Genomic DNA, 22,080 nt, shown 5'->3' on the forward strand with positions numbered 1-22,080 from the left:
GCTAACCTCACCTGAATACCCACACTAATTCTTTGATTTCTGTCGATCATTGTTTACTTTTACCGATTAATGGTGGCCGAAATCTCCCGGCTGTTGTGAACCAGCTTCTTTGTGCGCGCTGCCAGTTGCTCCGACAATAAAAACCTCCCATATGACCCACGCTGAAATTGTACGTCGTGTTCAATGGAAAGACCTGCGCCAGCTCAATGTCTGCGAAATGCTCATCGAAAACAACCTGACCATTCCCTGGTTGCTCGGTTCCTGGACGCTCGCTTATATTGGTTATTACTGGTTTGCATTACCATTTTCTGCTTTCTTCTTCCTCACCGCTTTACGACAGGTACACAATGGCTTCCACAATTCACTTGGCACCAATAAATTTCTTACCTGGCTTTCGCTGTACCTGAATAGTATCCTGATGATGGCGTCGATCCATGCGGTTAAGTTCAACCATATCCGTCACCACAAATACTGCCTCACGGAGGAAGATTATGAAGGCAAATCGGCAGGGATGTCGTGGTACGGAGCGATACTCTATGGACCGGTACACATGTTCCTGATCCATAAGGTCACCCTGCAGTTGGGCAACAAGCAATATGTACGCAACGTATTAGTCGAACTGCTTTCGATTGCGCTATTTGCTTTCGTGGTTTTTTATTTCCAGTTATATTTCCTGATCTACCACATTATAGTAATGGTTATCGGAGAATTCCTGATGGCGTTTTTTGCGGTATGGACCGTGCATCACCATACGGAAGAAACACCTGAACTGGCCCGTACGCAAAGAAGTGGCTGGAAGAACCGCATCACCTTCAGCATGTTTTATCACCTCGAACACCATCTATTTCCGGCAGTACCCACCATCAAACTACCCGAATTGGCTCGCCGCATCGATGAAACCTTGCCTGAACTGGAGAAAAAACAAACGTTTTGATGGGCATGAACAAACGACCGCCCACAGGCGGCCAGCCACAATTACAAAAATGTATACTGTTCTTATTGTTACCCTGGTTGTCCGGCAAAGTAGCCTGCCGGCAACCAGTGATACATGTATCGCGTGTAGTAGTGGTCCAACCGCTGGGTGACTTCCCGTCGGCGACGGCAAAACAGGTATACAATGAGCTAAAATCGGTCCATCGTAAGGTGTTACTGCGGTCATCTATCCCACTTCCTGCGCATGCCTGGTATGCACCACGTATTCGTTACCGGGCAGATTCATTGATCGCGTACCTGCGACAGTTTGGTAGCAGCGATACTGTCTTGATCGGACTGACAACACAAGATATCAGTGTTACCAAGGGCGACATAAAGGATTGGGGAGTGATGGGCTACGGCTATTGTCCGGGCCAGGCCTGCGTTGCATCTACTTATCGCTTGACGAAAAAGCGCCAGCAACAACAGTATTATAAAGTAGCGATCCATGAACTTGGTCATACCCAGGGATTGCCACATTGCAGTGTGATATCCTGCTATATGCGTGACGCAGCGGGAGGCAATCCCCTCGATGAAGAACATGACTTTTGCCCTGACTGCAAATCTTTTTTAGTCAGCAAAGGGTGGCAATTGAGATAAAGTATAGTACTTTTATACGATCTATGTTGCAATACATCCTGTTGAATAGGAAAAAGTTTTGGGGTTTGGTCATATTTTTTGTGGCCATATTTGTCGTGTTGACCATCTTCAATCGTACTACACCCTTTGAATCTTACCTGCAGGATGCATGGATGAATGGATTTCTGGCTTTTTCACTGGCCTTCTTCGGCTATATTGTTTTTCTGCTGGGCGCTTACATGGATTTTTCGAAGGCCACGGTATTATTTGCCAGCGCTCCATTCAAATACCTGCTCGCAAATGGTTTCTGGATCAGCTACACGGCTACCCGCTCGCGCTTTTTGTTTTCCGGCAAAAGAACCACTGGCGTCGTCGATGGGTTTCCGGTGAAGATCAAAAGTGCTTCCAGTCAAGGATTCAATATCTATATCGGCGTAGATGAAAAGATCAACGAGCGCAGAACGAAAAAAGAGATCGAAGAACTGCTGAAGCCAAGGGGACTCAAGTTTGAAGACATCTTTGTACAAACGTCCATCCTGCTTCCTAAAGAGGCTGTCCACGATAAAGAAGTATTGGAACTCATCGAAGACCAGATCGCCTTCCTGAAAGTAAACGGTTTTGAGCCACGCCTGGATCCTCCCTCCAGAAGCTAACAGTCGCCACTTCTAAAAAACACCATCAGCCATTCTGTACAACGTTTACACCGATTAAACGTATATTCGTTTGCACATACGCTTAATCGTGATCCTGTTATGCAAACTGAACCAACCACCACGCTGTACCGTCCAGTCTTGACCCAGCAGTTTAGGGCGGTGGACCGGCTCAATAGCAGACATGCCTGCAATCAATCAGGAAGTAGGGGACCTATAGCCAACACTCCTCGCCGCCAGGTATTTGCACAGCTTATAGCTTAGTAGGTGTATTCGGCAAATCGGGCTTCCGTATTTATTAATGATTGAATCCAGAAACGGTTTTTAAACCAACAGGTAGCCGAGCCTTCAAAGGTGTAAGATTTTGTATTGATCGTTTCCTTCTTATAAGTATCCAGATCTATGACTATATACGCACCCTGCGCATTTTTAAGATCCCCAATATTCGTGGCTATTATTAGTTGGTTGTTCCTGACTGTGTATCCTATAGAAGTTTTTCTGAGGGTATAACTTAGGAACTCCTTTTTACAGGCGATATGTGTCAGCACCTTCAGGTCCTGGTCGTATATGGATACAATGATCGTATGTTTTGCTGTGGCCCAGGAACCAGGATACTTGCCTTCTTCACTGGTCAGTACCTCCCGAATGGCAATGATCCGGCCATTGTGTTGTATAATTCCTTCGGGCTCCAGATCTTTTAACTCTTTATACTTTAACTGCTCTTGAGCATTGACGGGCAGCGCCATAATATTGTCGAAAAACGCTCTATCGGCAGGTGCTGTCACTGCTAACACCTTTTTGCGGCTGAAGTCAAAACTGAATATATTAACACTTACTCCTTCGGTTCCAGGAGGAAGTAGTAAAAGGGATTGGTCGTTTTGCTCATTGATGGCCAACCTGAATCCACCGAAAGTTGAAAGCTTCGTCAGGTTTGTTGCTAATCGATCAACAGCTTTGCCATGCCGGTCAAATTTCTCCACTACTACGTTTTTGTTATTGGAGGATACGATAAAAAAATCTCCCTGGTTGTTGGCAATCGCACCATCAAACATATTATCGGTACCATCGGTCTTAATGGGTAAGATCTGGCGTTCACTAAAATTTTCCCCACCAGAAGTGATAAGGTTAAATTCTATACTTTCTCCTTCCCATTTGCCACTGTTGCTATTGTATTTTTCGTGGTACCGTCGATTGGATACACGGATGAGCACGTGCTGAAACGTACCGTCTGGACCAGTAAGCACTTTTGCCTCAACATGTTTATCACTCTGGCGTTCCATGATTAATTTATCAAATGCTATTTCCCCTGATTGAAGATCGACTCCCAGTACATACACCAATATGGTAGGTGCCGGCGCATTACGTTCTTTCTCATATCGGGTGTAGAAAGCCAAACCCAATTTGGGGGTTTTGGCAACACCAAAGAGGTTTCCATCCACCGGAATATCCCATTTGGTGTTCAATTTATCGTCTACCTGTAACAAACGGGGTTTCCAGGTGCCATTAGTCATGGCAGCAACGACTGCCGCAGTATCCCCAATGTATAGAATGGCATTTTGATAAGTATAGTTGTATTGGTGTATGTGTGCGCCTCCGGCGTTAGCCATTATGCTTATTGTACTCCAGTCTTTATTTGTCTCTGTTTGCCTGGTAATAAGCTGTGCGGTAGCCGAAAAATTAAATGACAGTAACAGAAAATATAACAATACACGGGTGCGGTGGATAAAAACAAATAACATGTTTGTAGGGGTTAGGCCGGTAAAGATACCAGCCAGCTATTAATATACAAAGATTTATGCCCCCCGCTACAATGGAGCCCAGGTAATGACCTGGAACTGACAAGCCCTTTTCCGGCTATCCTGGAGTAGGGGAAATAAGGAATTCCCGACTATGTGTACCAATTACACAATAACTCCTTATCTTTCCGTCGTCAACCACTAATAACGATTGCTATGGAGCCTACGACACCCCTCACGCTCGAAACGGATAAAGCGCTGCTGGAGAAACCAACCGTCAATTTCTGGCAGATCTGGAACATGTGTTTCGGATTCTTCGGTATCCAGTTTGGCTGGACCCTCCAGATGAACAATATGAGCGCCATTTACGAATACCTGGGCGCCAAACCTGAGCAGATCCCCGGTCTCTGGCTCGCCGCCCCCATGACCGGCCTCATCATTCAACCCATCATCGGTTACCTCAGCGACCGCACCTGGCACCCCCGTTGGGGACGCCGCCGGCCGTACTTCCTGATCGGCGCTATTTTAAGCTCCCTGGCCCTCTTCATCATGCCCAATTCGCCCACCGTCTGGATGGCGGCAGGTACCCTCTGGATACTCGATTCCTGCATCAATATCAGCATGGAGCCCTTCCGGGCTTTCGTGGCCGATAACCTCAACGACAAGCAACGGTCTTTCGGCTATGCCATGCAGAGTATGTTCATTGGCGCTGCCTCCTGTATCGCTGGTTTTTTGCCCGGTGTACTGGCCAATTGGTTTAACATCAGCCGCGACAAAGTAGCCGGTGGCATTCCGCAAAACATCATGTGGTCGTTCTACATCGGCGGCATCATGTTCCTCGGCGCTGTTTTGTATACCGTACTGCGCAGCAAAGAGTATCCCCCGCGCGAACGCGACTGGAAAGAAAAGCTCAATGCACAACATGGCAGCGGCTTTGCCGGCGCCGTCAAAGAGATCACTCACTCCATTGCCAACATGCCCCTGCAAATGAAACGACTGGCCCTGGTACAATTTCTCACCTGGCCCGGGCTGTTCCTGATGTGGTTTTATTATGCCCCCACCGTAGGACAGAATTTCTTCAAAGGTGATCCCCAGGCAGCTAATGGCTCCGAAGCCTTTAACCAATATACCGCTGGTATCGAACACGCCGGTGCTACCTCTGCGGTACTCAACCTCGTTACGTTCCTCTTCTCTTTTTCCCTGCCCTTCTGGGTAGGCAAGTTTGGGCGGAAAATGACCCATACCTTTTGCCTGATGCTCGGTGGACTGGGCCTGATCTCCGTCAGCTTCGTCACCGACCCATCGATGTTGTTCCTCTCCATGAGTATGGTCGGCATCGCCTGGGCATCTATCCTGTCCATGCCGTATTCCATGCTGGCAGGCCACCTGCCCGAAAATAAGATCGGCATCTACATGGGCATCTTCAACTTTTTCATTGTACTGCCCGAGATTATCGCATCGCTGTTCTTCGGTAAGTTCATGGAAAATGTATTGCACAACGACCGCCTCATGGCCGTACAGATCGGAGGCTGGTTACTGGTGTTGGCAGGTTTTGTCTGTGCCCTCATCGTGAAGGATAAAATGAAAGAAGACCTGTTGTAATCATTCATAGGTACTGCCTACAAATCAAATTATACCGTGATGAAGTTGTTTTACAGGCAATCGCTGATTGCCACTATGGCACTATTGACTTGCCTGGCAACATATGCCCAGGACGATGTGAAAGTATATCCTACCCATTGGTGGACCGGCATGAAGAACCGCCAACTGCAGTTGATGATCTACCGGCCCTCCGGCCTTACGTCTTCCAAACATACCGTACTGTCCAACAGTGCCGACTTTAAGGTGATCCGCCACTGGCGCCCAACCGGTAACAACCATTACCTGTTTGTAGATGTCGAGATCGCAGCCAATGCGAAGCCCGGTATCAAGCAACTCACCCTTGCCAACACGATCCTGAGCGAACAGGTGAAGATCAACTATGAGCTCAAAGCACGTAGTAAACAGAACGGCAAAACGCGCATCAAAGGCATCACCAGCGAAGACCTTATTTACCTCATCATGCCCGACCGATTCAGCAATGGCGACCCCTCCAACGATCGCATCGCCGGCATGAAAGACCAGAGCCTCAACCGGAAGGAAATATTCGACCGCCATGGCGGTGACCTGCAGGGCGTCGAAAACCACCTCGATTACCTGCAAGACCTTGGCGTTACGGCCGTGTGGCTCAATCCGGTACTGCAAAACGATATGCCTTCGCGTACCGAACACGGCTATGCAGCTACCGATCACTATACCATCGAGCCACGCATCGGTGGGGCAGCGGCCTATCATTCCCTGTCCAATGCCCTGCACAAACGTGGCATGAAGCTGATCCAGGACGCCGTATACAACCATGTCGGTATCGAACATTTCCTGTTTCGCGACCTGCCCGATAGTACCTGGTTCCACTTCTGGCCCCGCTACACCAATACCACCTACAAAGACCAGGTGTTGATGGATCCCTATGCGGCCGCCATCGATAAGAAGAAGATGAGCGATGGCTGGTTCGTGCCATCCATGCCCGACCTCAACCAGCGCAATCCCTATGTAGGCAACTTCCTCATACAACACGCCCTGTGGTGCACCGAAGAATTTGGGCTCGATGGCTGGCGCATCGATACCTACGCCTACAACGACCTCGATTTCATGAACCGGTGCAACAAAGCACTCCTCGACGAATATCCGCAGCTACACATCTTCGGAGAGACCTGGGTACATGGCATTCCCAACCAGAGCTTTTTTACGGAGAATGTATACCAGATACCTTTTAAGAGCAACCTGCCGGCCATTACCGATTTCCAATTGAACCTGTATGGCATTGTACCGGCACTGACACAGCCCTTTGGCTGGACGGAAGGCGTGAACCGCCTTTACCTCACCGCCTCCAACGATTTTGTCTACAAACACCCCATGAAGCAGGTGATCTTCCTCGACAACCACGACCTCAGCCGTTTCCTGTCCGTCGTGGGGGATGATGTGCAGAAACTGAAGATCGGACTCGCCTGGCTGCTGACCTTCCGCGGCGTACCCCAACTGTATTACGGTACTGAAGTGATGATGAAGAACCACGCCAACCCCGATGGCCTCGTGCGGCTTGATTTCCCCGGTGGCTGGGCAGGCGATAGTGCCAATAAGTTTACGGCGCAGGGACGCACACCAGCCGAAGACAGCCTCTTCAACTATACCCGCGCGTTGGCGCGGTTCCGTAAAAAGTCTTCCGCCATCAAGACGGGTAAACTGATGCAGTATGTACCCGAGGACGGCGTTTACGTGTACTTCCGCTACGATGCCCGGCAAACCGTGATGTGTATCATGAATATAAGCGAAGAAGCGAAGGAAATCAATACCGCGCGTTTCGAGGAGCGCCTGAAGGGATTTAAAGAGGGTAGGGAAGTCACAACCGGAAAGAGCAGCACGATAAGCGCTACGATAAAGATACCGGCTAAAACACAGTGGGTGCTCGAACTGCAGTAAAAACAACCACATCGTTCATACAGCAAAAAGGCAAGGTGATGATCACCCTGCCTTTTGCTATTTTGATGGTTTGAAGCGCGTTTATCATGGCTATAACAAGATCATCGGGATCATGCGTTTGCCTTCATTGCCCCAGTCTTTCAACATCTCCGTCAAACGGCCATTGAAGTCTTCCTTGGTAGTTTTCTTACCTTTTTTGGGAGCCGCCAGGTCCTTGTCACTGATATCGATCAACTCCAGTTTGGTGGCATACCAGGTGGCGTGCATCCGCGGGATCGCAAGGCCCAGGATCATCCCAGGCAGGCCACTGAACGATTCAGGACCACCGGAAGGCACGATCTCATCGGTATAGAAAGCGATCACTACCAACGAGTCCATCACACGGCCAACGGCCTTGCGACAATCAAAACCGGCTATCTTCCTGATCTCCGTGCCGATCTTCCAGTCGATCTTGCGGGTAGCACTGCTAATGATGTATAGATCGTTCATGATGTCTTTCTGCACCGTTGAACTGTCGGTCGACAAATTGGTCTGGATCGTATTGTCGGAGGGGAAGGTTTGAAACAGTTTCATCTGCCTTACCTCCGGTTCGCGCCCAGGCTTGTACAGCGTAAGACCATCTTTGAAATACAGGTCAAAGTAAGCGGTATGGAACTTGGGCGAGTTTTTCTTCATCGCCTCATCCCACATACTCGATTCTTCCAGCAGCGAGTGCTGGTTGGTCTTGCGTTCAAATTCAATTTTACCGTGTGTCACGAATTGCTGGCCCCGGGCTGCCAAAGCGCCGGATATCGTCAGCAGGGTGAACAAAAGAGAGCGGATAGACATATAATTAGTTTATAGAGTTATTAGTGACTGTTGATTACCATCCCATCGGCTGGCCATTCTTGTTGAAATTCCAGATAAAGCTCAGCATGAAATAACGCTGGAAGGTATCGTAGGTCCTTTCATTGATAAAGTTGCTGTTGATGCTCCGGTCAAAACCGATGTTCTGGTTGAGGATATCGAAAGCCGAGAAGCGCAGACGACCCGCGTCTTTCTTCAGGATCTTTCTTTCCAGGCGACCATTCCAACGCACCACGTTGTTGTTGCGGTCGAAGGCATCGGTCTTCTGGCGGATGTTCACACTCACATCGGTTCCAATCTCCAGTTTCCAGGGCAGGTATACGGTGAGGTCGGCATCATAAGTCTGTGTCCAGTACTTGGTCACTACGTCCGGACGCAGGGATGATTTGGACTCGTTGTAACGCAGTTCCGGACGGATACTGAACTGGTACTTCTTCTCCTTCTGTCCCCAGGCGCTTACCCCAAAACCATAACTGTAGTTGTTGTTGGTATTCTCCAGACCGTCGATAAAGTTGATGTTGCGGCTCTTGCTGGCGCTCACGCTGGGACCGATGGTCGTATTGATCGCTTTGATCTTTTTGCCATAGTCGAAGTAACCACTGATATTGTAATTACCGCTCACGTTGACCGGTTTGGTCACGCGCATACCATTGTTGACCGTGGTCATGGAGCTGAAGTCATTCTGCACCGTGCTGAAGTTGACACTTGCCCAGATACTCGTTTCAGACAGGATCTGGAACTTGTTATAGTTCAGGTTAAAGCGGCTGCGGAAAGATTGTTTCAGATCAGGATTACCGATGCGGATATTCGACTGGTCGCTGTTGTCGGCCACCGGTTGAATCTGGTCGATCGAAGGCGCCTGCGTATTGCCCCAATAGTTGAAGCGCAGGTTACCATTAGACCCCAGGGTCCAGTTTACGTTGGCAGAAGGGAAGAAGTTATTGAAGCTGTACTTCGTCGATTGGTTCGTCTTCAGGTCTTTGCGGGTGAAGTCGGCTTTCGACACATTCACACCAAAGCCAAACGAGATCCTTTTAGGCTTGGCATAGCGGTAGTTGATACCGGCCGTATTGGTCAATACATTGAAGGCGTAATCGTTGGTCAGCGAGTCGACGATCTCATCGTACTTGGGACTGGTAGGACCATCTTTTTCCAATGCCGTTCTGCGCGATTGGCGGTGGTTATTGGTCAGTCCATAGTTGAACTCGAGCAAGGCTCTTTTCGACAGGGGCTCCGTATACACGGCACGGCCATTGACCATAGCAGTAATATTGTCGTTGATCTTTTGCTGGTCTACGATCTGTTCCGTCTTATTGCCATTGGCGTCGAAATAATCATTCTTGGCATACAACTGGCCGGTGCTTTCATTCTCGCGGTAATCCTGCGTGAAGTTGAGCGAGATCGTTCGGCCCTGTTTCTTGAATTTTTTTCGGTAGAGCAGGGTAGAGTTGAAGGCCTTGTTCTCCCCAATAGACGTAGTACGCTGGTCGATGGTACGAACGGGGTTGCCGTTTTCATCCAGCCACTCTGAATTGCTGACGCGCATCGCATTCGATTTACCCGTCGAGCCACCGGCCGTCAGTTTGATCGAAGAGGACGAGTCGAGTTGTACCTCGAAGATCCCGTCCACACGATGCCTTTCCTTACTCTCGTAGTTATTACCGGTTTCATTGACATAATACAAGGTATCGGGCAGGATGTATTTGCTGAGGTTGAGTCCGGATGCCTCCGTATTCAGTTTGTTGAATTTATAATTGCCGTTGAGGTGCAGCTTGTCCTGGTTCCATTTGTTGGAGTAATGCAGGCCGGCAGCCCAGCCCTTGGGCAGGCCTTCGCCCCAATAACTGCCGCCACCAAAATCGTCGCCGCCGCCGTCGATGAACATCATCATGCCTCCATCGGAACTCATTTCCGACTGCGCATTGACGCCACCGTAATTCATGCTTTCCTGCCAGTCGAGGCCAGTTTTGCCCGTACTCGACATCAGGCCAAAGGCCGAGAACTTGCGTTTGGATTTAAAGGCATTCAACATCAGGCTATTGTTCCAGTACTGGTCGCCATTGCTGCCCAGTTCTGCTTTACCAAAGAACCCTTTTTTCTTATCCTCCTTTAATTTGAGGTCGATCGTTTTGATCTTTTGTCCGTCGTCTACACCGGTAAAGGTCGCCTGATCACTTTTCTTATCGAATACCTGCACTTTATCGACGGCATCCGAAAGCAATCCGCGGGTGGCGATCGTAGGATCATCGCTGAAGAATTCTTCCCCGTCTACGAGAACTTTTTGAACGGCTTCACCCTGGGCCGTGATCTTACCATTGCGGTCTACCTGCAGACCGGGTAGTTTCTTCAACAAGTCTTCTACCGTAGAGCCGGCGCGCATATAGAAGCTATCGGCCTTGTATTCGATCGTATCTCCTTTGATGCGGATAGCGCCCAGTTTGTGCGATACCACCACTTCCTCCAGCAACTTGGATTTGAGGATCATGGCGATATTGCCGAGATTGACAGGCGCGGCGTCCTTCACTTCAATAGAATCCATGTAATCGGCATACGCAGGATGGGTTACCATCAACACATACTTGCCAGGCGTGAACTTTGTAAGGGAGAAGTGGCCGGTTTTGTCGGTGCGGCCGAAAGAAACCAATACCGAGTCGGATTTACGGAGCAGCGCGACTACGCTATTGGATAGATTTTTCTTTTCACTGGTGTCAATTACAGTACCTTTAAGAGCAGGCTGTTGTGCAATCAGGTACACTGTAGATACAAGGAGTACCAACAGGGTCAACATTAGTTTTCGCATCGGTCTTTGCTGGGTTGATTATGGTTTGGCTAATACTTAAATGCTATTCAGTGTTAATTTAAAGTGATCTCTATACGCAGAACCTGAGCTAAACTACACACTGGAGCTACCTGAATGAAACGATATCTGCAAGCCGGGGTCACACATCTGCAAACAGGCGGATCTCGATTACCAAAAAGACGCACAAACAAAGACCGTTGGTTTGGAAATACCGTAAAATATTTACGAACTTCCGGGTGTCTGTTCTTCGGGGCGGCACGAAATTCCGGATAATCAGTATTATCTTAAAGGCTTTAGGTCCGTTTTAACATAATTCAATGATCATCGGTCAAACGCATGGTTCAGCGGATGTTGTATGATGCGGCACGTTAAAGAATCCATAAATAAAGTGTAAATAAATTTCAACGCGTGGCAAAAGACAAAAAGTACGAGGACATTCACTTTGTAGACAGTACCCGTCCGGTGTGGAATTATTCGCTGTTTTCTACCGAAGACATCGTCAATTTTCAGCAGGGAACACATTACCGGCTATATGAACTGTTTGGGTCACGCGAAATTACGGTATTGGGCAAAACGGGTTATTATTTCGCCGTATGGGCGCCCAATGCCACCTGGGTTTCAGTCACCGGTAATTTCAATGACTGGAATACCCAGTCACATCCACTCTATGTACGGCTCGACAATTCAGGCATCTGGGAAGGATTCATTCCCTATATGCCCCAAGGAGAGGTCTATAAATACCATATACATGGCTTCCGCGGCCGCAAAATGGACAAGGGCGATCCTTATGCCAACTTCTGGGAGCGCCGCCCGCATACCGCTTCTATCACCTGGGAGCTGGGGTACCAGTGGCAAGACCAGCACTGGATGCAACACCGGGCTGTCAATAACAGTACCCAATCGCCCTGGAGTGTGTATGAAGTACACCTGGCCAGCTGGATGCGCCCCGATGCGCATGATGAAGAGCGGTATAACACCTATGAGTTTTTCCAGGACCGCCTGGTCAACTATGTAAAAGAAATGGGCTTTACCCATGTGGAGCTCATGCCCATGAATGAACACCCCTTCGATGGCAGCTGGGGTTACCAGGGCACGGGCTTTTTTGCACCTACTTCCCGCTACGGTGACCCGCAGGGCTTTATGGGGCTGGTGGATGCCTTTCACAATGCCGGCATCGGCGTTATCCTCGACTGGGTACCTTCCCATTTTCCATACGACGCACATGGCTTGTTTATGTTCGATGGCACCCATACCTACGAATATGCCGATATGCGCAAAGGGTTTCATCCCGATTGGAACAGCTATATATTCAATTACAAACGGGCCGAGGTCAAATCCTTTTTGATCAGCAGCGCCCGCTTCTGGTTCGATAAATTCCACATCGACGGTATGCGCGTCGATGCCGTGAGCTCCATGCTCAAACTCAACTATTCGCGTGAAGAAGGAGAGTGGGAACCCAATGAGCACGGGGGAGATGGCAACCTCGAAGCCATCGCTTTTATCAAAGACCTGAATGAAACCATCTACCGCGATTTTCCCGATGTGCAGACCATTGCCGAAGAGGCCACCGACTGGCCCGGCGTGTCGCGGCCTACCTTTATGGACGGGCTGGGCTTCGGCATGAAATGGATGATGGGCTGGATGCACGATACACTGGGCTATTTCAAACTCGATCCCATCGAGCGGCAATTTCACCAGAACCGTTTTACGTTTAGCATGATGTATTACTACGATGAGAACTTCATGCTGCCGCTGAGCCACGATGAAGTGGTGCATGGCAAAAGTCCCATGTTGTACAAAATGCCGGGAGATGATTGGCAGAAGTTTGCCAACCTGCGCGCCTTGTACGGATATATGTTCACCCACCCGGGCGGTAAGCTGCTCTTCATGGGCAACGAGTTTGGTTCCAATGTAGAGTGGAATTACAAATCCGAACTACCCTGGCACCTCCTGCAATATGAATCACATTGCGGCCTGCGGGATTGCGTACGTGACCTCAATGCCCTGCTGCGCCGCGAGCCGGCTTTGTACGAAAAGCAGTTCACGGCGGATGGGTTTGAATGGATCGACCTCAACCACCGGCCCGAGTGTGTGATGGTGTACCGCCGCAAAGGCAATGACCCCACCGACGACCTGCTGGTAATACTCAACCTGACGCCCGCCGTACACCGCGACTGGAAGCTTTTTGCCAACGGCAAGGATGCGTGGAAAGAGATCTTCAACAGCGACCAGCCTGAATATGGCGGTACGGGCGATGTGTTCAACCCGGAGATCATCACAACGCTTGTGGATAAAAAGCAAAACCGCTACGAAATAAATATCCATTTACCGCCGTTGGGGATAGTTGTACTTAAATAGTACAACACATAGCTGAAAGATTTTGAACGGGTTATCTTTTACTGCCCGGTAACTGCCTGAAACACAATACAGGCAGGTGTTTTGCAGTAATGTGATGGGAGTACTGCCGAAAAGGAGTACCCTGTAAACGCCGGTCAAAGCCGCCGCTATATCCAAATCCACCAGTATGAAAAAGTACCGACTTGTCTGGTTGCTGCTCAGCACCTGTGCAACCACCACCGCTATCGCGCAAAACGCCGACAGCGCTTCCTACTATCACCAACAAGGCATTACCGAACAGCAGGCCCGCCGCTTCCGCGAAGCCGAAAAGCATTTTGCAAAATCCGACCAGTTTGGCCATGGCAACACGGCTAATCTCGTAGAGTGGGGCAATGTGTTGGTGGCGCAAAACCGCTATATGGAAGCCCGGGAAAAATTCCTGGAGGCTGAAAAGAAAGACCCGGAGAACCCCGTCATTATCGAAAACCTGGCCACACTGTCGATCAACGCCCGCAAGTGGCCCGAGGCAGTGAAATACGCACAACTGATGCAGGCGAAAAAAATAGGAACCAAGCCCGTCAATTTCATCATTGCCAAGGCTTATTATGAAATGGAAAACTATGGCGAAGCATTGAAATACTGCGAGCGCGCGTTCCGCGATGATTCCACCAAAGCGGAAGTGCCTTATATCGCTGGTCGTTGTTTCGTGGAAATGAGCAATTATAAACGGGCCGAAGGTTGCTATCAGCAGGCCATTGCCCGTGACCCGAAGAATTTCAACTGGATGTTTGAAGCGGGTATGGTGGCCTATGCAATTCCCGACGATAAGAAAGCCGTATACTGGTTCGAAATGGCGGCAGAAAAAGGCTATAAGCGTACCGATGTATACCTCGAGAACCTGGCCAATGCCTACGTCAATATGAAAGAATACGAAAAGGGTATTCCTTTGTTGAAGACGGTATTGGAGCACCGGCCCCATGATGCCGAATTGATCTACAATGTGGGCGACGCCTATTACCGCAATAAACAGTACCAGGATGCCATCGATACCTGGGACAAGCTGTTGGTGATCGACAAGAAAAACATGAATGCCCTGTACATGATCGGCATGGCTTATCAGAAGAAAGGCGATACGGCAAAGGGCGAGCAATTGTGCAACCAGGCCATTGCCCTCGACCCCAGCTTGAAAGACCTGCGCCAGGAGAAGAAAATGCCGGGTGGGCGATAGTGCCTGGCCAACCCGGAATGACAGCATGGACCTTACCCATCAACCATACAAAGCCCCGGCAGGGGCTTTTTCTATGCCCGCATGCGGGCAGCGGCCTCGCGGTCGACCGCCAGATCGGCCACCAATGACCCGCCAGGGTGGCCCCATCCATCGGTGATCCTGGCCAGTTAAAGCGCAGTTTTCCCATGGTTGGCCCAGGGATCGGCCTTCTTTGGCCGGTAACTGGCCCGTCCGGCGCACCCGGAAACAACTTCGGGACGGATCGGTGTAGTACCCGCACGGCGGCGGGATTTACCCGCTCCCATACCGCTCCCGTACCGCTTCCGTAGTAAAGGCGCATTTTCATAAGTGGTTGGCCCCCTGAAAGCCTTGACCGGTAACGGGTTAAGCGGATGTTCCGCAAACTACCCCTTAGTGCCGGACCAGCTACCGGCAGTATAGCCCCGGGAGGCTTCCCGGCAGCCCTGAAACCTGCACTGGCAGCACCTTTTAACTGGTTCCCGGTCAGGTTATTAACGCCATATGTAAAAGCGTAACAATCTGTTAGGATTTTCCCATTTACCCCTTATCTTTGCCCCCGCCTTTTCCTTCCGGACAACCGGGTTGAGGAAATGATTCTTAGGCAGGTAACCTCAAATTAAGCATAGTGGCCGCAACCAAATTCAGTAAGGAGACATATTTGTACTGGTACGAACTGATGCAGCTTATCCGTCAGTTTGAGCTCATGGCAGAAGAAAAGTATAAAATGGACGGCAAGATCCGCGGCTTCTTCCACGCCTACATCGGCCAGGAAGCCATCGCTGCAGGCTGTATGACCGCTACCCGTCTCGAAGACCCGTTTGTAACCGCCTACCGCGATCACGGTCTGGCCCTCGCCAAAGGCATGTCGCCCGACGCTTGTATGGCCGAATTGTACGGTAAAGCGACCGGCTGTGCAAAAGGTAAAGGTGGTTCGATGCACTTTTTTGGAAAAGATGTATTCTTCTTTGGCGGTCACGGGATCGTAGGTGCTCAGATCGGTACCGGCGCCGGACTCGCTTTCGCTGAAAAATATAAAGGAACCGACAACGTAGCCCTCACTTTCTTTGGTGACGGTGCTGCCCGCCAGGGTATGTTGCACGAGACCTTCAACATGGCTATGACCTGGAAGCTCCCCGTGATCTTCATTTGCGAGAACAACAACTACGCCATGGGAACCTCGGTAGAGCGTACCAGCAACGTAACCGATATCTATAAACTGGCTGACGCCTACGAAATGCCCGGCGATACCGTCGATGGTATGAGCGCAGAAGCCGTACACGAAGCCATTTCCCGCGCCGTAAAACGCGCCCGCGAAGGAGATGGTCCTACTTTGCTCGAGATCAAGACGTATCGTTATAAAGGTCACTCCATCTCCGATCCACAGAAATACCGCACCAAGGAAGAAGTGGAAGAGTACAAACAACGTGACCCGATCCAGCTGGTATTAAATACCATCCTGAAGAATAAATACGCTACAAAAGACGAAATTGCAGCGATCGACAAGCGTGTATCGGAAACCGTAGAAGGTTCCGTGAAGTTTGCCGAAGAATCACCCTGGCCTTCTGACGACGAAGTGCTGAAGGACGTGGCGATGGATGCAAACTATCCTTTCATCGTAGACTAAGGACAACCCTAACAAACCAACATTAAAAACACACGTACAAACATGGCTACTGTTAATCAGCCAACCGGTCAGACTCCTGTTGTTCCTGCAGAAAAGACATCTGAAGAAAGAGTGGTGGCAAATGCCCAGGAGTTCTGGAGCAAGAATAGCAAAGCGATCGGTATTGCAATTGCTGTAATCGTATTGCTCGTAGGCGGCTATTTTGCTTATAACAGTCTTTATAAAGGACCCCAGGAGCTCAAGGCTTCCGAAGCAATGTGGAAGGCTGAAGAGTATTTCCGCCAGGATTCTGCCAAACTCGCCCTCAACGGCGACGGCGTCAGCAACGGTTTCCTGAAAGTGATCTCCAAATATGGTGGCACCAAAACCGGTAACCGCGCTAATTTCTATGCCGGTGCCTGCTACCTGCAACTGGGCGACTTCAACAACGCAGTTAAATACCTGAAAGAATTCTCTACCGATGAGAAGGTAGCCAAAATGCGTGCAGAAGGTTTGTTGGGCGATGCCTACTCAGAACTCGGTAAGAAAGAAGAAGCCATCGATCACTACAAGAAAGCTGGCAGCACTTTCCCGGAAGATGAAGTAAACGCTCCCGAATACCTGTTCCGCGCAGCCATGCTGTTGAGCGAAGCCGGTAAAACACAGGATGCCATCACGATCCTCAGGCAGGTAAAAGATAAATATCCCCGCAGCGCCATGCCATCGGCACAAGGCGGTCAGGATATTGACAAATACCTCGGCAAGCTTGGTTATACCAAGTAAACAGGTCAGGTAGCTGTCGCACACCCTATAGGTAGCGGCTACCAGTTAAAAGGTTACTGCGCATCCGGTGGGCATGGCTTTTGAATGAGATTAGAACCTTTGAATGAATTATGGCTGAAGTTAGCAATAGTAAATTATTACAAGTTGATACAGGCATCCTGAAGAAGGATGCCTGTATCGTTATAGTCCGTACAGAATGGAATGCAGCGATCATCGATGAGTTGGAGAAAGGATGCCTGCGTGTATTTGAACAACAGGGTGTGAAGAACGTTTCTATCGTGAATGTACCCGGTGCTTTCGAAATTCCCTTTGGCATCAAAAGCTATTGGGATGCCAATAAGTACCGCGATGACCGTCCCGATGCCTTCATCGCCCTGGGATGCGTACTGCGTGGCGATACCCCGCATTTCGAGTATGTTTGTCAGGGCGTCACCCAGGGTGTCACCCAATTGAATCTTACCCTTCCCGTACCCACCATCTTTGGTGTATTGACCGTAGATAACCAGCAACAGGCCGACGAACGCATCGGCGGAAAGCATGGCCACAAAGGCGAAGAAGCCGCCATCACCGCTATCAAGATGATCGCGTTGGTCAACTCTTTTCACAAAAAATAGAGGGTTTTCTCTTACAGGCAGGGAACAATGAACGTTCAATTATTCATACCGTGTTTCATCGATCAGCTGTACCCGCAAACCGCCTTCAACATGGTGAAGGTGCTGGAAAAAGTGGGCTGCAGTGTGGAGTACAACGCTGAACAAACCTGTTGCGGCCAACCGGCTTTCAACGCCGGCTTTCAGCGCGAGGCCAAGGAGGTGTGTACCAAATTCCTGAAAGATTTCAGCGGAGCCGATTACATCGTAGCGCCCAGCGCTTCCTGCACCGGCTTTGTACGCAATTACTATCCCCAGCTTTTCGACAACTCCTCGCACCACCTCGAGGTGAAAGAAATGCAGAAGCGCATTTTCGAATTCTCCGATTTCCTCGTCAATGTATTGCACGTGGAAGATGTGGGCGCTTCTTTGCACGCCAAAGCTACCTACCACGATTCCTGCGCTGCTTTGCGCGAGTGCAAAATTAAAAGTGAACCCCGTACGTTATTGTCCAAAGTGCGTGGCCTTGAGCTGACGGAAATGAACGACGTGGAAACCTGCTGTGGTTTTGGCGGCACGTTCGCCGTAAAGTTCGAACCCATCTCCATCGGTATGGCCGATCAGAAAGTGAGCAATGCCCGGCAAACCGGTGCAGAATGCATCATCTCGACCGATCATTCCTGCCTCATGCACATCGACGGTTATATCCGCCACAAGGGCATCGCCCTGCAAACCATGCACATCGCCGATGTGCTGGCCAGTGGTTGGTAGGGGAAAGGCAACGAGGCAGCAAGGCATTTAGGCAACGAGGAGGAAAGCGAGACCGACGATCCATTAACGAAGCATTTTACCATAACAGAATCTCCCTATGCGCGACCTTAGCTGGAAGACCCTCAAATCCGAATACCTGTTCAAAGACATGTGGTTTACCGTTCGCAAAGACACCTGCGAGCGACCCGATGGACAGATCGTCAGCCCCTATTATGTATATGAATTCCCCAACTGGGTAACGGCACTGGCCCTGACAGAAGATGGGCAGGTGATCCTGGAGCGTCAATACCGCCATGGCCTGGGAGAAAGCCACCTGGAGATTCCCGGCGGTTGTGTTGATGATACCGATGCCAGCAACGAAGAGGCCATCGCACGTGAACTGCTGGAAGAAACGGGCTATGCTTTCACCAAATTCGAATACCTCGGCAAAACGAGCGCCAATCCCTCCACCAACAACAACATGATGCACATGTACCTGGCTACCGGTGGTAAAAAGGTACGTGAGCAGGAGCTCGACGACAATGAGGACATCGAGATCCACCTCGTATCGATCGACGAGCTGAAAAGGCTGCTCGACAACAACGAGATCATCCAGGCCATGCACGTCACGGCCCTTTATTATGGATTGAAAAAACTGGGTGCTTTATAACACCACTTCCCCGACAATAAATACACTACCGCAAACAACAATGAGGTCCCTCGGCTGTGCTTTGTGCAAAGCTGCCTTCAGGGCTGTATTCACGTCGCTATAGGCGACTCCCTGCAAGCCGTGCGTGGCTGCCTGTGCGGACAGCTCGTCTGCCGGAAGGGCACGTGGTATCTGAGCTTGGGTGAAATAGTAATGGGCCTCCTTCGGTAATTGTTGCAATACCTTTTCGATCTCTTTGTCTTTCACCATGCCGATCACCATATGGAGGTGATCGTAGTGGGTCAATTCCACCTGCGACAGGATCTGCCGCATGCCATCTTCATTGTGACCTACATCCAGTATCACAGCGGGATGCTGATGGATCACTTCCCACCGGCCATGTAATCCGGTCTTTTGTTTTACCTGTTGCAAGGCGGCCTGTACAGTCTCGGTTGGCAGGTGAAAGCCACGTTGCTGTAACTGGTCCACTGCTTCCAGCACCGTCACCAGGTTCTTGGTCTGGTAAAAACCGGGCAGGTCCAGGCGGTAGGCAATGCGTTCATCGCGACCGTGGCGGGTGACCTGCGCGGTCAGGGCATGGTGCTCATAGGTCCAGTCGGCGACATAACGCAGTTGATCGGCAAAGTATATAGGCGATTGCTGAGTAGCAGCCACCTCTTCAAAGATGGGTTGTGTAACAGGACTGGTTTCCCCCACGACCACCGGAATCCCGGGTTTGATGATGCCTGCTTTCTCACCGGCAATAGCCTCCAGCGTATTGCCCAGCAGGTTCATGTGGTCGTAGCCAATATTGGTGATCACCGACAATTCGGGGGTGATGACATTCGTACTGTCGAGCCGGCCACCCAGGCCCGTTTCGATCACGGCGATATCGACACCGCGTTGGGCAAAATATTCGAAGGCCATGGCTACCGTGATCTCGAAGAAGGAAGGTTCTATCAGATCGATAGCAGGCTGAATGCGGCGGGTAAAATCGATGATGAAGTCTTTATCGATCATCGCGCCGTCGATGCGGAAACGCTCGCGGAAATCACGCAGGTGCGGCGAGGTGTAAAGCCCGGTTTTATAACCGGCGGTCTGCAGGATCGATGCCAGCATATGACTGGTAGAGCCCTTGCCATTGGTGCCGGCAATATGAATGGTCTTGACATGTTGTTGCGGGTTGCCGATCTGCTCCAGCAACTGAATGGTATTGGTAAGATCCTTCTTATAAGCGGCGGCCCCGATGCGGCTGAACATGGGCAACCGGGTGAATAAATAATCGAGCGTTTCTTCGTACGTCATGGCGAATGTTGGAGCCACAAAGCTATAAAAGCAACGCCACGGTTCCAAAACCGTGGCGTTGCCTATATCGAAGGATTAGTAATTAAGTGTTAGACGGATCGTTGGCCTTGCGGGTAAACAACAAACGCGCCACCACTATAAAGGCGATCAGCGGGGCCAGGATCTGCCCAAAGAATCCGATCGTCAACAGCAGATCGGCATTGGCCTGCTGGGTGATCTTCATCCAGGCACCCAGTAGTTTGATGACCAGGGATACCAGGAACACCACTCGGCCACTTGAATTTGCGCAATAGATCCTTGAGGGTAAGGTTGCAGTATTAATTGGTCAGTTTGAACACCATGTTGAATACGACGATCTGCTCTTCGGCAGCATTGTTGTCGGCGGAGATCTTAATCTCGCGTGCTTTGCGCAGCGCGATTGCTTTCAATGCGGCGCTACCCGTGGTAGACCCTTTCGCTATGAAATTAGCTTCCTGGGCACGTCCATCCTGGCCAAACTTCACCGCGACGACCACTGTACCAGCCTCATCAAAATCATCCGTGAAACGCGGTAAACTGGAGATCTTGCGGTTGCCCAGACCAGAACGTACAGAAATACCGCCGCTGCCATTGCCACCACCGCTATAGTTGTTGGAGTTGGGGTTGCCGCCGGGACGACCCTGGTCACCGGTACCACCGGCAATACCTTGGTTGCCACCTTTCTTGTAAGTATCGGCCTCATTACCGCCTGTGCCGGTACCATTCACGCCTTTAAACACCGCTTTGGGTTTGGGAGGCGCCGGGGCCGGAGGGTTTTCTGCAACAGGTTTCTTGACCGGTGTAGCCTTCACTACATCCTTCTCAGGACGTTTGGTAGCTTCCGGTTTGGTGACGGTTGGTTTTTTTATCGCAGGAGCATCCGGCTCTTTATCGTCTTCCTCTTCCTTGGCGGGTTCTTCGTGCACCGGAGTAGGAGCAGGAGGCGTATAAGCTTGTTGCTCGGCCGGAGCGGGAGAGCCTGGTTCAAATGGCTGGTCATCACCCATACCCATATCACTGCTACCCAGGTTCACTTCAATGCCTTCATTGTCCAATGGCTCGGGAAGCGGCGGCAGCGACCACCGTACAAAAAAGAAGATCACCAGCAGCAGTCCTACCACCGCAGCAGTATAACCACCTGCCTGCATATTCTTCTTCGACTCGAAATTATTATCCATATTCAAGGGATTCGAATACACGAATTTACCACTGTTTGCTATAAAAACGTCACAAACGCCGTGCTAATTGCCCGGGCAACTGTATGCAAACTGTTAAAAAGCCAGGTGCTCGAAGGATGCGTTTATAGAGTTGGCGCCTGTTGCACCTTCAGATTGAAGTTTCTGAACAGCCGGATAGACATCACGAAATTCAGCAACACCACGATGGCACCGCCGGTGATGAAGCTGATAGCGCGTGGCGTAACGCTGGTGATCTTGGTAAGGTCCCACACATAAGCGAGGGTGAGGTACAGCGAAATGACAAAGGTGACGATGGCTAGCACCAGGTCAACCCCTTTGAATGAAAAGAACAATTGCAGCAAAAAGGGAATGGTTGGCAGCAACAACAAAAAGGTACTGCCGCTGACATCTTTGTTCAGTGCCGACAAAAAAGAAGCTACCGGCAGGCACGCGAAATAGAGGTAGGGCAGAAAAGGTACCAGGTGCGATACATGAAGGGGATGCTTGGGCATGGTCGTA

General features: G+C 50.2%; 19 protein-coding genes. 12 read left to right on the forward strand and 7 right to left on the reverse strand.

The features are described 5' to 3' along the window. Positions 1–151 precede the first annotated feature (151 nt). The 3 genes from P2W70_RS09985 (at position 152) to P2W70_RS09995 (ending at position 2,204) form a co-directional block, all read left to right on the forward strand. Positions 152–934, forward strand: a complete 783-nt coding sequence (locus P2W70_RS09985; RefSeq protein WP_276481303.1) for a fatty acid desaturase family protein — start codon at positions 152–154, stop codon at positions 932–934. A gap of 5 nt (positions 935–939) precedes the next feature. After that, a complete protein-coding gene (locus P2W70_RS09990) occupies positions 940–1,572 on the forward strand; it encodes a hypothetical protein (RefSeq protein WP_276481304.1) in 633 nt (210 codons plus the stop codon). A 65-nt stretch (positions 1,573–1,637) separates the two neighbouring features. Next, positions 1,638–2,204 (forward strand): hypothetical protein, encoded by a 567-nt coding sequence (locus tag P2W70_RS09995; RefSeq protein ID WP_276481305.1) that lies wholly within the window; start codon positions 1,638–1,640, stop codon positions 2,202–2,204. Positions 2,205–2,461: 257 nt separating this feature from the next. Here P2W70_RS09995 and P2W70_RS10000 read toward each other — a convergent pair whose 3' ends face one another. Next, positions 2,462–3,940 carry a hypothetical protein gene (locus tag P2W70_RS10000; protein WP_276481306.1) on the reverse strand — a complete coding sequence of 493 codons (1,479 nt, stop codon included), beginning with the start codon at positions 3,938–3,940 and terminating at the stop codon, positions 2,462–2,464. Positions 3,941–4,153: 213 nt separating this feature from the next. Here P2W70_RS10000 and P2W70_RS10005 point away from each other — a divergent pair, with 213 nt between their 5' ends. Both P2W70_RS10005 and P2W70_RS10010 read left to right on the forward strand, forming a co-directional pair. Next, on the forward strand, positions 4,154–5,539 hold the full coding sequence (locus P2W70_RS10005) for an MFS transporter (protein ID WP_276481307.1): 1,386 nt from the start codon (positions 4,154–4,156) through the stop codon (positions 5,537–5,539). A gap of 39 nt (positions 5,540–5,578) precedes the next feature. Next, positions 5,579–7,453, forward strand: a complete 1,875-nt coding sequence (locus P2W70_RS10010; protein WP_276481308.1) for an alpha-amylase family glycosyl hydrolase — start codon at positions 5,579–5,581, stop codon at positions 7,451–7,453. A gap of 90 nt (positions 7,454–7,543) precedes the next feature. Here the strand turns inward: P2W70_RS10010 and P2W70_RS10015 are convergent, their stop codons facing one another. Together P2W70_RS10015 and P2W70_RS10020 are read right to left on the reverse strand one after the other, a co-directional pair. Next, the gene (locus P2W70_RS10015) at positions 7,544–8,281 is read right to left on the reverse strand and encodes a GLPGLI family protein (protein WP_276481309.1); all 738 of its coding nucleotides are present in this window, start codon (positions 8,279–8,281) and stop codon (positions 7,544–7,546) included. Between the two features lie 34 nt (positions 8,282–8,315). Then, on the reverse strand, positions 8,316–11,099 hold the full coding sequence (locus P2W70_RS10020) for an outer membrane beta-barrel protein (protein WP_276481310.1): 2,784 nt from the start codon (positions 11,097–11,099) through the stop codon (positions 8,316–8,318). A gap of 408 nt (positions 11,100–11,507) precedes the next feature. Between P2W70_RS10020 and glgB the strand changes: the two genes are divergently transcribed. The 7 genes from glgB to P2W70_RS10055 all read left to right on the forward strand — a co-directional run bounded on the left by glgB (position 11,508) and on the right by P2W70_RS10055 (position 19,081). Continuing rightward, on the forward strand, positions 11,508–13,457 hold the full coding sequence (glgB, locus tag P2W70_RS10025) for a 1,4-alpha-glucan branching protein GlgB (protein ID WP_276481311.1): 1,950 nt from the start codon (positions 11,508–11,510) through the stop codon (positions 13,455–13,457). A gap of 166 nt (positions 13,458–13,623) precedes the next feature. Further along, positions 13,624–14,664, forward strand: a complete 1,041-nt coding sequence (locus P2W70_RS10030; RefSeq protein ID WP_276481312.1) for a tetratricopeptide repeat protein — start codon at positions 13,624–13,626, stop codon at positions 14,662–14,664. A gap of 646 nt (positions 14,665–15,310) precedes the next feature. Further along, complete coding sequence (gene pdhA / locus P2W70_RS10035) at positions 15,311–16,309, forward strand: pyruvate dehydrogenase (acetyl-transferring) E1 component subunit alpha (protein WP_276481313.1); 999 nt, start codon at positions 15,311–15,313, stop codon at positions 16,307–16,309. 42 nt (positions 16,310–16,351) lie between these two features. After that, the gene (locus P2W70_RS10040) at positions 16,352–17,071 is read left to right on the forward strand and encodes a tetratricopeptide repeat protein (protein WP_276481314.1); all 720 of its coding nucleotides are present in this window, start codon (positions 16,352–16,354) and stop codon (positions 17,069–17,071) included. A 110-nt stretch (positions 17,072–17,181) separates the two neighbouring features. Then, entirely contained in the window at positions 17,182–17,685 is a 504-nt protein-coding gene (ribH, locus tag P2W70_RS10045; RefSeq protein WP_276481315.1) for a 6,7-dimethyl-8-ribityllumazine synthase, read from the forward strand. A gap of 27 nt (positions 17,686–17,712) precedes the next feature. Beyond that, complete coding sequence (locus P2W70_RS10050) at positions 17,713–18,432, forward strand: (Fe-S)-binding protein (RefSeq protein WP_276481316.1); 720 nt, start codon at positions 17,713–17,715, stop codon at positions 18,430–18,432. Positions 18,433–18,529: 97 nt separating this feature from the next. Then, complete coding sequence (locus tag P2W70_RS10055; protein WP_276481317.1) at positions 18,530–19,081, forward strand: NUDIX hydrolase; 552 nt, start codon at positions 18,530–18,532, stop codon at positions 19,079–19,081. On the opposite strand, the gene P2W70_RS10060 is transcribed toward P2W70_RS10055, so the two are convergent. From P2W70_RS10060 to P2W70_RS10075, 4 genes are all read right to left on the reverse strand, one after another. Then, positions 19,076–20,365 (reverse strand): bifunctional folylpolyglutamate synthase/dihydrofolate synthase, encoded by a 1,290-nt coding sequence (locus P2W70_RS10060; protein WP_276481318.1) that lies wholly within the window; start codon positions 20,363–20,365, stop codon positions 19,076–19,078. The genes P2W70_RS10055 and P2W70_RS10060 overlap by 6 nt on opposite strands. 82 nt (positions 20,366–20,447) lie before the next feature. Beyond that, positions 20,448–20,633 (reverse strand): hypothetical protein, encoded by a 186-nt coding sequence (locus P2W70_RS10065; protein WP_276481319.1) that lies wholly within the window; start codon positions 20,631–20,633, stop codon positions 20,448–20,450. Positions 20,634–20,682: 49 nt separating this feature from the next. Continuing rightward, positions 20,683–21,561 (reverse strand): hypothetical protein, encoded by an 879-nt coding sequence (locus tag P2W70_RS10070; protein WP_276481320.1) that lies wholly within the window; start codon positions 21,559–21,561, stop codon positions 20,683–20,685. A gap of 122 nt (positions 21,562–21,683) precedes the next feature. Then, complete coding sequence (locus tag P2W70_RS10075; RefSeq protein WP_276481321.1) at positions 21,684–22,073, reverse strand: hypothetical protein; 390 nt, start codon at positions 22,071–22,073, stop codon at positions 21,684–21,686. Positions 22,074–22,080 lie beyond the last annotated feature (7 nt).

This window comes from Paraflavitalea pollutisoli (genome assembly GCF_029360705.1).
GTDB lineage: Bacteria > Bacteroidota > Bacteroidia > Chitinophagales > Chitinophagaceae > Paraflavitalea > Paraflavitalea pollutisoli.